This window comes from Paenibacillus sp. LBL (assembly GCF_029893715.1).
Classification (GTDB): Bacteria; Bacillota; Bacilli; order Paenibacillales; family Paenibacillaceae; genus Paenibacillus_AQ; species Paenibacillus_AQ glucanolyticus.
Genome location: NZ_JARXYU010000003.1, coordinates 498,571 through 510,840, shown reverse-complemented (window position 1 = coordinate 510,840; position 12,270 = coordinate 498,571). Strand labels below are relative to the sequence as shown.

The following is a 12,270-nucleotide window of genomic DNA, read 5'->3' as shown; positions in this document are numbered from 1 at the left end:
TGGAATGTCGATGAAACTAGCCATTCTGGGTTTGCTGCTGGAGGGTGACTATCATCCGTACGAGATCCGGATCAAGATGAAGGATCGCGGGATGGATCAGTATACCAAACTTCAGATGGGCTCTCTCTATTACGCAGTAGACCGGCTCGCCGAGGACAGATGCATTGAGGCGGTCGAAACCATACACAGCGACAGCCGGCCGGACAAAACCATCTACCGGATCACGGATGCCGGACACAAGCTTTTTGAACAGCTGCTGCTCAAGAAATTCAGGGACATCGAGCCTGTGCACCACCCGCTCTATATCGCCCTGCCTTTCTCACGCCACGCAGACCCAGCCGTACTTGCCCCTATCCTGCAATCCCGTATCCGGGATGCGGAGCATCGGGTGAATCATGCGTACCAACTGTATGAGGAACACAAACATATCGTTCCCCGCAGCGCCCAGCACCTCATGATCGGGCTGTATGAACACGCCAGGACCGACTTGAACTGGCTAAAAAGACTGCATGAAGACCTCGTGCAAGGAAAGCTTGGCACGATAGGCGAACCGCTGTTTCCGGAGGATGCCTCCGATGAGGAGGATCGCGGAGCCAATTCATCCCTGTAGGTCCTATCTCGGAATATGCAAAAAAGAGCGAGAACTTCCCGTCAAAAGGGTTGTACTCGCTCTTTTTATAAGATAGAGGCAGATTCTAGAACAGGAATTCGTCCGGATTGGAGCCAAAACGTTTGTTTTGGTTCAAACCGTCAATGGCCGCCATATCCGCTGCGGAAAGCTCGAAATCAAAAATGCCGGCATTCTCACGGATACGATGGTCTTTAATCGATTTTGGAATGACAATAATGCCATTCTGAATATCCCAGCGCAGAATGACTTGCGCCGTTGTTTTTCCGTATTTCTCCGCGATCTGGGCCAGCAGCGGTTGATCCAGGTTGCCTTGCATCAATGGACTCCATGCTTCCAGAACGATATGATTCTCGCGCGCGTACCCCAGGAGCTCCTTCTGGGAGAGCAGCGGGTGCAATTCCACCTGGTTCACAACCGGAACAACGCCGGTGTCCTCCATGATATGCTGCAAGTGGCGGATTTGGAAGTTGCTGACGCCGATGGAACGGACAAGTCCTTCCCTTTGCAGATGAATCAAGGCCTTCCACGTATCGAGGTATTTATCTTTTCCCGGCCAGTGCACGAGGTACAGATCAATGAAATCCAGTCCCAGCTTCTTGCGGCTCGTCTCAAAAGCTTGCAGGGTCTTCTCATAACCCTGGTCTTCATTCCATACCTTGGTTGTGATGAACAGCTCGTCCCGCGAAACGCCGGATTCGCGAATAGCTTGCCCCACGCCCTCTTCATTGCCATAGACAGCTGCGGTATCGATGCTGCGGTATCCTGCAGCGATTGCTGATTTTACGGATTGAATAACCTCTTCGCCTTCTTTGGTCTTCCATACGCCGAGGCCCAGCCACGGCATTTTGACGCCGTCATTTAAAGTAGGTCCATCGGTAAAAGTTTGATTGGCCATTGAAGAAATCCCTCCCTGATGTGTAATACTGCGGTTAAAAGCCGCTCTCTTAAGTATATCAAAAGCCCAGTATCACGCTCAATGTTACATCACATGCCAGGGCTTCATGTTCGGTTTGTGTTTTTTTCCATCTGATCCGGTTGTGATCACGCTTATATAGAGAAAAAAGGGCCGTCCCCAGCAGCCATCAGCCACTTCCAGGTCCAGCCCTTGATTCTTATAATTTGCATGTGCATGCAGCAGGAATCTAATATTTGCGTTTGAAAATCCCAAAACTCAGCAGCCCGCACGATACCATGAACAGATACGGCCCCGCAGCAGCCCCTCTGATTGTCTGCCCAAAAAAATCAACCGTTTTGGACGATACGTACATCATGGTCAAGATAATCGCTGCAAGCGCAAAAGCGTATGCAATAATCTTGTTCATCTTCTTCTCGCGAACCACTTTCAGAAATGGATAGATAAAACATACTATGAAAAACGCGCCGCCCTGCAAAAAGCCGTTCTCTGCAGCCACGCCAATATCCAGCCATTTAAAAAAGAAGGAAGCCAGCGCTAAACAGGTTGCTATAAAAATAAGTTTACTGCCCAGATCCCACAACTTGAATCGAAATTTCATCCATGTACACTCCCCTAGTGTCAATCGCCCGGATGCCATTACACCCTTCGACAAACTTAGGGTTAATTATACCGGATTTTCGCTGCCGAGGGTAGATAAACTACAGGTCTGCAGCACTATTCAGCCATACGGTCTTACTCGCTGCCGGTTGACGTTTTCCTTGCTTCGGCTCCATATCCGGATATCCGATGTACAGGAAGCCCAGCATTTTATCGTCTGGTTTCAAACCAAACGCTTGGTTCATCAGGGCATGAAAGCACGGCTCACCCGTTCTCCACACGGCACCAAGACCAAGCTCATGGATTTGCAGAAGCATATTCTGAGTTGCTGCAAACACCGCTCCGTACTCTTCAAGCTCAATCACCTTCGGGTCCGTGGAAGGCTCAACCGCCACACCGATGACAAGCGGTGCACGATAGGCCTTCGTGCGTCCCGATTCACGAGCTGCAGCTACCACCTCTTCGCTGGTATCGTCGCCACCTGCAACCTGTATGTCTCCAAGAGCATTACCCAGAACGTCCCGTCCCTCTCCTTGCATCACAAAAAACTTCCACGGCTCCGTGAGCTTGTGGTTCGGCGCCCAGGTCCCTGCTTCTAAGATTTGCTCAATCCATTCCTGCGGCACGGCGTCAGGCTTGACTTTGCCAAGGCTGCGGCGCGTACGGATCGCTTCACTTACATTCATATCTGATTCCTCCCGAGCTATATATAGTTGATCTTTTTTACATACTCCTAATTGAGAGTCTATCTCAATTATAACAAAAAGAGAAGAGGAACTGCTGCGGAGTCTATCAACCACATTTCATATATAAATTGACCAGCAGAAAATTAACTGGACCTTTTCACTACGAAACCGCTATCTCATTACCTAGTATTATTGTAATTCCCCCTCTATTTTACTAGCATTTGGATTGAAATGTTCACAATCTACCTCTCTCTTTTGTCTAGATTTTCATACCATTATCTGGGATAATAAGGGTTAACTCACAGAGAAGATTAGGAGGATGATTCATGACTGATAAGCGACTTATAACCCCGGAGGATTTGTACCGGATGCACTGGGTAAATGACCCCGTTGTCTCTCCCGCAAGCGGAGCTATAGCATACGTACATAAATCCGTCAGCGAAAAGTTCGACGGCTACCGCTCCCACATCCGTCTGCTGCCTGCAGTTGGAACCCAGGACATTCTCTTCACATCCGGCGAAGCCGATGCTGCACCTGCTTGGTCCCCCGACGGGTCAGAGCTCGCCTTCCTGCGTAAAAAAGGCGACAAGCCACAGATATGGATCATGCCTGCCAACGGAGGGGAAGCCCGCCCGGTTACCGACATGAAGCATGGTGTCAGTGCATTTAAATGGTCACCGGACAGCACGCGCCTTCTGATTCGAAGTGAGGCGGAAGCAGCGGAGTCTACCGAAAGCGAAGACCAAGGCAAAGACGATAAAAATAAGCTGCCCGAAGAAAAGATCATTAACCGCATTAAATATAAAGCCGATGGCGGCGGATTGTGGAATGGACGTAGAAATCATCTATATATCGTAAATCCGGCAACGGAGGAATGCAAGCAAATAACTGATGGCGATTATGACGTATATGCCTTCGCCTGGTCGCCGGATGGCGGCCACATCGCATACAGCAACAGTCTAGCCACGGAGCAGTTCCCGGATCCCGATCTGCGTTTGACCAACGATGTATTCGTGATGGACCTCACGGACAAATCCGTAACCGAAATAACGGACGGAACGCTGTCGATCGGGTCCATTGTTTTCACTCCGGATGGGCAGTATGTTCTTATGCTCGCCAGCGATCTCAGCTGCGGGTTTGCCACGCTGACCAAGATTCATCTCGTTCCGCTCTCCGGTGGAGAATCCCGTGTCCTCTTTACGGACATGGATGTTCAGCTAGGGCACGCCGCTGTAAGTGATATGAGATCCGGTGCAGGAACGCCTCCTCTGTTCAGCAAGGACGGTCAATCGGTATACCTCCAGCTTAGCCAGGACGGCGGCGTGCATATCGGACGTTTTGCACTGGACGGCTCATCTTTTGACCTGGTGGTATCGGGTGAACGCGAGGTATATCAATTTGCTTTAACTCCTGAGGATACAATCATTTTTGCCGCTGCTGACCTGCTCCAGCCCGGCGATCTGTTCAGCTACTCTGCAGCCGAGGACAAAGAACGCCGCCTGACCCACTGCAATGAAGAACTCTGGAATGAGATTACGTTAAGCACGCCGGAGTCCTTTACGTTCCATACCTCCGACGGCTGGCCGATTCAAGGCTGGATCATGAAGCCTGCAGGCTTTACCGAAGGCTCCAAAGTTCCGGCTGTGCTTGAGATTCACGGTGGACCTCAAGCCATGTACGCTCACACGTTCATGCACGAATTCCAGCTGCTTGCTGCAGCCGGTTATGCTGTATTCTATACAAACCCCCGGGGCGGGCACGGGTACGGTCAGGTACACGTTAATACTGTCAGAGGAGATTACGGCGGACGTGACTATCAGGACCTGATGGAAGCTGTGGATTATGTTCTCGATACCTACACATATATTGATGCCTCCCGTCTTGGTGTCACCGGCGGCAGCTACGGCGGCTTCATGACCAACTGGATCGTGGGTCATACCGACCGCTTCCAAGCGGCAGTAACCCAACGTTCAATATCGAACTGGATTTCCTTCTACGGGGTCAGCGATATCGGTTACTCATTCACGCAGGATCAGATTTGGGGCAATCCGTGGGATGACCTGGAGAAGCTGTGGAAGCATTCACCTCTCGCTTACGTGAAGGACATGAACACCCCGCTCCTCATCCTTCATGGAGAACAGGATCTCCGCTGCCCGATCGAGCAGGGCGAACAGCTGTTCATCGCCTTGAAGCGGCTCGGGCGGGAAACCCAGCTGATCCGCTTCCCGGGAGCGGACCACAACTTGTCCCGTAGCGGCCACCCGCATCTGCGGGTAAAACGCTTGAGCCATATTGTCCGCTGGTTCGAAGAACATATCGAAAAATAGAACAAAGCCAAAAAATATCCCCGTGTGTGTCGCGCCACATCGGGGATTTTTTATGGCTGTTCGGCTGGGCGAAGGAGCGCGGCTGATCTGTAGAGCCTGCGAGCGCGGCGGTCGCTCTGCAAGTCCCTTTTAGGGACTTGCGCGGCCTGCGGGCGCGGCGGTTCGCGCTCATACTTTACACTCACACCCCGATGGAAAGTGAAATACTTCCCACGCTCCCCCTCTCGTTCACCATCCCGACATCAAACAGATCTATACACCGTCTCACCTGCAACTACGGTCTCCCGAACAGACATATTCGTCCCGTCCGCATAGCAATCGAACAGTGTCAGGTTCGCCGGACGACCAATGTCCAGCTCGCCTAATTGCGGCACATTCAACACCATTGCCGGGCGGCTTGTGACCGCGCTTATCGCTTCCGCCAGCGTCATGTCCGTATAGCGAATCGCATTCGCAATACCGACGTCCAGGGAAGAAGCGGAACCGGCCAGTATCGCCGGATTCTCTACCGTATGCAGGCGGCCGTCTACCGTCAGTTCCACTGCGCCTCCGATGAGGCTGCTGTACTGTCCGGGGGCCATGCCGCCGAACATGACGGCATCGCTAACGAGCACTGCTTTCTCCCGTTTAGCCTGCAGCATGGCTTTCAGCACGGACGGTGCCAGATGGTGTGTATCCGGGATAAAGGTTGCCCATAACCGGTCATCAGCCAGCTGATGCCAGATATAGTTGGGGTGCCGCGGCAGAATCGGCTGTGAGCCGTTCCCCAGATGGGTCGACACCGTCGCCCCTGCCTGCACCGCTTGCTCGATCTGCTCCCCGGTAGCCATCGTATGCCCGATCGCTGCCACAACGCCTGATTTAACCAGTTTCTCAATAAAAGGAACCGCCCCCTCACGCTCCGGCGCAAGTGTTACCATCCGAATTAGCCCGTCCGCCGCATCCTGGAGCCGCTGAAACTCATCCCAATCCGGATTTCGGACGTACTCTCTCGGATGCGCCCCACGACTGCCGTCTTCACCGGATAGATAAGGTCCCTCCATATGAATGCCTGCAATTGAGGCACTTCCCAAATGCCTGGATTGGACATATTGGGATAAAGCGGTGAATGCCTGACGCATCCGGTCGTAACTGCCTGTAATGACGGTTGGCAAATAGGAAGCAACGCCCCGGCGATGCAGCGCCAGCGTCACGCCTTCGATATCACTCCTCGATGTCACGGTGCCGTTCAAATCGCAGCCGCCAAAACCATTGACCTGCAAATCGATCCAGCCGCAGCTGATCCAGGGCAGCTTCGCCGATGTCTCATGCTGACCCAACGGCCGCACATCCGCGATTCGTCCATCTAAAGCCTCTATTTCTACCAGTGCCCCGGTGTGCGGGAGCTTACCTCGCCACAACATAGGCGTCCCCCTAACTGTTCTATACTTGTTCTTCGCATAAATGAACTCGATATCTGTGCAAGTTCATTAAATTACACAATTACCCTCACAGGTTTGTTCATATGACGCTTTCCCAGGCAGCGGAAGCGGTGATCATGGCTTCATCGACATGCTCCTCCGCTCCAGACAGAGAACAGATGAGCATAACTTTCGGTTCACCCGCTTTGCGCGCTCTTTTCATGCTGCCGAGCACACCGGATGGTTTACACACTCGTATAACGGAATCAGCAGCTCTGCACGCATTACACCAGCATCCCTAATCTGAATAATTAAGCCCACTGATAAATCGGCGCTGCCGATGCTTTATCCAGATACAGCATCCAGCTTGGATGGGTCTTCAATATCGTGGCGGGCACCTGGTTATCTACTCCGCCTTGAATGGTATTCAGAATAGCAGCCGCCTTTGCCTGATGAGGCACAACCGATACGATATGGCGGCTCTTCAAAATCTGTTTGACCGTCATCGTAATCGCTTGCTGAGGCACTTTCTCATTCGATGCAAACCAGCCCTCCCTAACCTGCTGGTTCTTGCACGTATCGCTCAGGTTCACGATTGTATAAGGCGACTCGTTATCAAAATCAGCCGGCGGATCATTAAAGGCAATATGCGCATTTTCCCCGATTCCAATCAAGGCCAGATCCACAGGCGCTTTCACAATTTCCTCATTCAACCGCTTCACCATGTCCTCAGGATCGCCTTCGCCGTTAATCAGCCATGCCTTGCCGACATTCGCGTAGGCCAGAAAGCGTTCCTTCAAATATTTACGGAAGCTCGCGGGGTGAGATTCCGGCAGTGCGATATATTCATCCAAATGGAACATCTCGATCTTATTCCATTCCATATCCAGCTTCACAAAATGCGACAAAAACTCAAACTGTGACGCGCCTGTTGACAGGACGATGCGCGCACTTCCTTTTTCCGCGATCGTATCGCGAAGAATGGCCTCGCAAGCGCGGGCTGCCTCTAAACCTGCTTGCTCCGCATGCTCCAATATGTTCAACTGCATAATGATAATTCCTCCTTGTTGTACAGAAATTCAAGCCAGAGCGCCGCTATGCAAAAATTCCTCCTGCCTCACCATGCGCTTCTCTACTCGGGAACGCTCGGCGGCAAACGCCATCAGGTGGCTCTGTATCGACGCCTTGGCCGAAGTGGAGCTGTCATGCTGGCCCTGGGACCCCACCGACTTCACAAAATCCTGGATCAAGCGCATATCCCCGCCGCCATGGCCTACATGGCCTTCCGGATCGACGAGTTGAATCACTTCCGACTTGCCGCTGCCAAAGCGGCGGATCTCGATTTCATTGGTCTCCATCGTGGCTCGAATCTCGCCTTCGGTACCCATAAGCTTGATCGTGCGGTTGCATTTTTCCGTGAATGCACTCATCGTGAACACGGCCGTAATGTCATGCTCGAACTCCATGCTGACCACCTGATGGTCCACGACATCGTTATCGCAATGATAGACGCACCGGCCAAAAGGCCCCTCCAGCATCGCTTGGTAACGGGCCTCATAACTTGGATCGTTGCTTGCCGCCTCGCCCTTCCAGCCTGCGTTCTCGATCAGATAGGTGTTCGGCGCATAATACTGGCATTCATGAGACACCGGACATCCGTCCAGGCAGCGCTTCGGCGCGCCGGGCGGAGCGGATTCCGGGCGAAAATGAGACAGATGGCCATAGGATGCCACACTCAGGCATTGGCCTCCGGCCAGCCATTGCATGATGTCGAGATCATGACAGGATTTCGCCAGAATCATCGGGCTGGAGGACTCGGTGTTATTGAAATATCCACGCACGTACGAGTGCGCCTGATGCCAGTAGCCGACGTTCTCATTATGCTGGATCGACATCAAACGGCCGATCCGTCCTTCATCGAGCAGCCGCTTAAGCTCCTGGAAAAAGGGGGCGTACCGAAGAACATGGCAGATCGTTAGCGTACGGTCATAGGCTTCCGCCTGCCGGCCCATATCGATGCATTCCTGCCATTCCGGCGACATCGGCTTCTCCAGCAGCACATGGTATCCCGCCGCCAACGCCTTCATGGTCGGCTCATAATGATCCCGATCCCTTGTGCAGATAAAGACGGCATCCGATTGCCGCGGCCTTGCAAACAGCTCATCCCAGCTCGTAAAGCATCGCTCATCGGCCAGCCCGAACTTGGCCTGGCAGCGGCTTCGCCGCACCTCATCCGGATCGGCAACCGCCACAATCCGCATCTCATCCGGCCGCTGGAGTGCATAACTGCTATAGATCATGCCCCGGAGTCCGGCTCCGATCAGTGTGACGGTCAGTGGTTTTGATTTACTCATGTCCTTCCACTTCCTTTCCCTCTCGTTGCCCGCGGTCATCGCCCTGCGGTTCGTTCAGCTCGGGAAGATCAAGCACCTTCAACATGCCGGGAAACACAACGCTCATCGCTCCCTCTTCCTCAAGCTGCCGTGCACTGGCCAACTTCGAGATGCTGCTCAAAGAGTCAACGGCCTTAACCTGTCCAATGCCCGGATCGATCACAGCCGCAAGCTGCACGTAAAGCCCTTCCCGTCCCACGGCATAGAACGGGATGACTCCTCCCTGCCATTCATCAAAGTGCGAGACGGCTTCCACACATCGAAGTACATCGAACGTGCGCAGTGCGGCCAGGCTATCCCCGAGCCAGATCAGATCATCGGCCAGCTTATGCAGCACCCCGAAATAGGAATGTGCAGGCTTTCCGTATATCGGATAAGGCTCATGAGGACCGACCCCGGACGTATTCAGCACCAGTACAGCGCAGCCGGATCGACACGTCTCCTGAATCCATTCCCAGTGCTCCTTCAATCGGCGGGTCCCTCCCCGCCAAACAGCAACGGTCAACGGCTGCTTTCGTCCGGTTGAATCCCCGGCAAGTCGGAATACATAACCGCTGTTCATGATGCCTTCCTGCGACCACCACAGACGGTAATCGACCTCAAGACCCTCCACCACGCCTAGCCGGATCACGCGCGGATTCAATTCGCAAGGCTTGCGGAAAGCGTAGATCCTCTCCTGCAGCCACTTCCTTGCTTGATCCTGTCTTTGCTGCGTGGGCAGCAAGGACCGCGCCTGGGCCAGTCGATCGCAGCGATCCTCATTGAAATCCCTGATCGATCTTGCATCCGCATAATCCCGGTACACCTGACCGCTGGAGCAGCACCACAGATTTTCCGGCGGCAATGCCTCTATCTTCATTTCATAAGCTGCATTCACCCTCACCTGAAGATGCTGAACAAAAAATGCTGCCGCGGCCTCTACCAATCGGTCCGTATAGCGATGCGTGGAGGCATCGGTCACAAGCTGCACATGGTCTGGGTGACCCAGCAGCTCCCAGAAACGCCGGCTGCGATCAACGGTACGCCGCGTACCTTCAATCGGGAAGAAATCATATTCCACCGCCAGCACAAGCAGCGGCTTCGGCGCAAAGGCGATGAGCAGATCCTCATGGTCATAACCAAGTCTGGTTAATCCCGGCCATACCTGCTCGGCATCCTGCACGCCCCCGGCATGCATATACAGCTGCCGGTTCATGATGAAGGTGGCGGGAGCTGCCGCCGCAATGCGTTCATCGCAGACCATCATCATGGCCGTCTGGGTTCCGCCGCCGGAGTTTCCCGTTACGCCAATCCTTGCCTCATCCACCTCAGGCCGCTCGCACAAATAATCCACGGCCCGCATGGCATCATGAACGAAATAGCGTGCAATGCTGTCTCCGAGCCAGTGACACTGAAACCCGCATTGCTGATGCTCTTGCGTGCCCCAAATGCGGCTCCCTTCCTTCTCCTCCGAGTTACAGAAGCTAAGGCGCTCTCCCTGTCCTATCGGATCGATAGCCATTACAATCAGGCCCGCCCGGACAAATTGCTGGATGACACGCTGATAATAAGCGTTGTGCTTGCCTTCGAACTCGTGACCGCTCAGGAAGAGGACGGCCGCGGACCGCTCCTCCCGATGATCGGGCAGGTACAGATTCGAGGTGACATAATATCCCGGACTGGACTCAAACACGACTTTCTCTACCTGAAAGCCAGCCCCACGAGTCACACCGGTCGTGCGCCCCTTAAGGAAGGGATCCGATCTGACACCTGACGCTTCACCGAACCCCCTCGCCGTCCGGATCGAACGTCCCTTAAGCGGAGCGCTGTCAAGCGATTTATCCTCCCCGGTTGTCGGCCCTTCCTCCGTTTCCGGATTCGCAGAGACATCGGGGAGCCCGCCGATGGACCTCAGGAAAGCCTCCCTGATCTCCACCTGTCGCACTCTTGCCGCCTCGGGCGTGACGATGGCATCCCGCATGGCGTCCCCGGCTGCAAATGCAGCATCGGAGCGGTCAAATACATGCGTCTTCAACTGATCCCGTGTGTCATATAAAGTACAGATATACTGCTCCAGTTCCTGCACGCTGTTCATCTCAACGAGCTCCCATTAACGAAATTCGGTGATATATCCGGGAGCGTAAGGGCCCTGCCTTCGGCAATGGAGCGGTTGGCCGTAGCGCCGATCAGAAGGGATTCCGCGCCTACCGAGCTATCCGCTTGCTGCCCCAGCGGGTCGTCAATTCCCCCTTCAAACAGCGCCTTGCGCAGCTTCGCATCACCGCCACCATGACCGGCGGCCGAGGTATTAACCTCTACAACCTCCTCGGAGCCATCGGTTCGGTAAATATGAATCCTGCTTGCTTCCACTTGCTTCATATCCGCATTACTGTATATATTTGAGACTTCAATTCGCCCTTTACTGCCGTTGATTGCGGCGCGCCATCCCTCATACGGGCTGTACGCGACCAGGGAATAGGTAAGCATCGCATCATTGTCATACCGGACGTTGACCGACATCGTATCGTAAATATCGATCCGGCTGTCAAACAGGCAGCGGTCCCGAATATATCCGTCCTCTTCTTCAGCCTGATGATAGTATTGTTCAATGAACGGGTCCTTCTCAATATCCATATAGAACTCGCAATCGGCTTTCCGGTGACAGGTCAGACACCTTGCTCCATGCTCCTGCCGATCGTCACCATACACCCGTCTCGTTCCGAAAGCATGCACTTCAGCGGGACGGCTGTCCATCCACCAGTTCATGATGTCAAAGTGATGCGTGGACTTGTGCACCAGCAGTCCGCCGCTGTTCTTCATCTCGGCATGCCATCTGCGGAAGTAATCCGCTCCATGCCTTCGGTCCAGAAACCACTCCAGATCCATATGGTAGATCTCGCCGATCGCCCCTTGAAGCAGCAGTTCCTTCACGGCTGCAAAATATGGCGCAAACCGCAGGTTGAAGGTGACCGTCACCTTCTTGCCGCTCGCCTGCTCCGCTTGCAGAATTTCACGGCATTTGTCTTCATCAATCGTCATCGGCTTCTCGCTGATGACATCACACCCGGCGCTCAAAGCTTGCACGATATAAGTGTGGTGCGTATAATCCGTACTCGCCACGATGACCACATCCGGCTTCGCAGCCGCGATCATCTCGTGGAAATCGTCATATACGGGAATTCCTCCACACTCCTCGCTAAGAAAGCGCGCCCGCAGCGGATTGGCATCATATACGCCTTCAAAGGCCGCGATGTGACTCCAGTCCGTTACCATCGGCTTAGCAAACATATACAGCGCTCTGGATCCAGCGCCGACCAGCACGTACTTCTTCATGTCGTAAG

General features: G+C 53.7%; 11 protein-coding genes. 2 read left to right on the top strand and 9 right to left on the bottom strand.

The features are described 5' to 3' along the window. Window positions 1-4: 4 nt before the first annotated feature. Complete coding sequence (locus M2277_RS10590; RefSeq protein ID WP_280754738.1) at window positions 5-610, top strand: PadR family transcriptional regulator; 606 nt, start codon at window positions 5-7, stop codon at window positions 608-610. An 85-nt stretch (window positions 611-695) separates the two neighbouring features. On the opposite strand, the gene M2277_RS10585 is transcribed toward M2277_RS10590, so the two are convergent. From M2277_RS10585 to M2277_RS10575, 3 genes are all read right to left on the bottom strand, one after another. Further along, window positions 696-1,526 carry an aldo/keto reductase gene (locus M2277_RS10585; RefSeq protein ID WP_280754737.1) on the bottom strand — a complete coding sequence of 277 codons (831 nt, stop codon included), beginning with the start codon at window positions 1,524-1,526 and terminating at the stop codon, window positions 696-698. 247 nt (window positions 1,527-1,773) lie between these two features. Beyond that, window positions 1,774-2,145: a hypothetical protein gene (locus M2277_RS10580; RefSeq protein WP_006207923.1), complete on the bottom strand. Its 372-nt coding sequence runs from the start codon at window positions 2,143-2,145 to the stop codon at window positions 1,774-1,776. A gap of 100 nt (window positions 2,146-2,245) precedes the next feature. Next, on the bottom strand, window positions 2,246-2,830 hold the full coding sequence (locus M2277_RS10575) for a nitroreductase family protein (RefSeq protein WP_063478467.1): 585 nt from the start codon (window positions 2,828-2,830) through the stop codon (window positions 2,246-2,248). Window positions 2,831-3,156: 326 nt separating this feature from the next. Between M2277_RS10575 and M2277_RS10570 the strand changes: the two genes are divergently transcribed. Then, complete coding sequence (locus M2277_RS10570; RefSeq protein WP_280754736.1) at window positions 3,157-5,157, top strand: prolyl oligopeptidase family serine peptidase; 2,001 nt, start codon at window positions 3,157-3,159, stop codon at window positions 5,155-5,157. 242 nt (window positions 5,158-5,399) lie between these two features. On the opposite strand, the gene M2277_RS10565 is transcribed toward M2277_RS10570, so the two are convergent. The 6 genes from M2277_RS10565 to M2277_RS10540 form a co-directional block, all read right to left on the bottom strand. Continuing rightward, complete coding sequence (locus M2277_RS10565; protein ID WP_280754735.1) at window positions 5,400-6,560, bottom strand: N-acetylglucosamine-6-phosphate deacetylase; 1,161 nt, start codon at window positions 6,558-6,560, stop codon at window positions 5,400-5,402. A 97-nt stretch (window positions 6,561-6,657) separates the two neighbouring features. Beyond that, window positions 6,658-6,780, bottom strand: coding sequence for a hypothetical protein (locus M2277_RS10560; RefSeq protein ID WP_006207919.1), 123 nt, complete (start codon window positions 6,778-6,780; stop codon window positions 6,658-6,660). Window positions 6,781-6,868: 88 nt separating this feature from the next. Next, complete coding sequence (locus M2277_RS10555; protein ID WP_006207918.1) at window positions 6,869-7,606, bottom strand: glucosamine-6-phosphate deaminase; 738 nt, start codon at window positions 7,604-7,606, stop codon at window positions 6,869-6,871. 30 nt (window positions 7,607-7,636) lie between these two features. Then, complete coding sequence (locus M2277_RS10550; RefSeq protein WP_280754734.1) at window positions 7,637-8,911, bottom strand: Gfo/Idh/MocA family protein; 1,275 nt, start codon at window positions 8,909-8,911, stop codon at window positions 7,637-7,639. Beyond that, complete coding sequence (locus M2277_RS10545) at window positions 8,904-11,024, bottom strand: alpha/beta hydrolase family protein (RefSeq protein ID WP_280754733.1); 2,121 nt, start codon at window positions 11,022-11,024, stop codon at window positions 8,904-8,906. Before M2277_RS10545 ends, M2277_RS10550 begins: the two co-directional genes overlap by 8 nt. Beyond that, on the bottom strand, window positions 11,021-12,262 hold the full coding sequence (locus M2277_RS10540) for a Gfo/Idh/MocA family protein (protein WP_280754732.1): 1,242 nt from the start codon (window positions 12,260-12,262) through the stop codon (window positions 11,021-11,023). Before M2277_RS10540 ends, M2277_RS10545 begins: the two co-directional genes overlap by 4 nt. Window positions 12,263-12,270 lie beyond the last annotated feature (8 nt).

Coding starts and splice junctions, on each gene's coding strand:
- M2277_RS10590 (WP_280754738.1), top strand. CDS start 5: ATGTCGATGAAACTAGCCATTCTGGGTTTGCTGCTGGAGGGTGACTAT.
- M2277_RS10585 (WP_280754737.1), bottom strand. CDS start 1,526: ATGGCCAATCAAACTTTTACCGATGGACCTACTTTAAATGACGGCGTC.
- M2277_RS10580 (WP_006207923.1), bottom strand. CDS start 2,145: ATGAAATTTCGATTCAAGTTGTGGGATCTGGGCAGTAAACTTATTTTT.
- M2277_RS10575 (WP_063478467.1), bottom strand. CDS start 2,830: ATGAATGTAAGTGAAGCGATCCGTACGCGCCGCAGCCTTGGCAAAGTC.
- M2277_RS10570 (WP_280754736.1), top strand. CDS start 3,157: ATGACTGATAAGCGACTTATAACCCCGGAGGATTTGTACCGGATGCAC.
- M2277_RS10565 (WP_280754735.1), bottom strand. CDS start 6,560: ATGTTGTGGCGAGGTAAGCTCCCGCACACCGGGGCACTGGTAGAAATA.
- M2277_RS10560 (WP_006207919.1), bottom strand. CDS start 6,780: ATGAAAAGAGCGCGCAAAGCGGGTGAACCGAAAGTTATGCTCATCTGT.
- M2277_RS10555 (WP_006207918.1), bottom strand. CDS start 7,606: ATGCAGTTGAACATATTGGAGCATGCGGAGCAAGCAGGTTTAGAGGCA.
- M2277_RS10550 (WP_280754734.1), bottom strand. CDS start 8,911: ATGAGTAAATCAAAACCACTGACCGTCACACTGATCGGAGCCGGACTC.
- M2277_RS10545 (WP_280754733.1), bottom strand. CDS start 11,024: ATGAACAGCGTGCAGGAACTGGAGCAGTATATCTGTACTTTATATGAC.
- M2277_RS10540 (WP_280754732.1), bottom strand. CDS start 12,262: ATGAAGAAGTACGTGCTGGTCGGCGCTGGATCCAGAGCGCTGTATATG.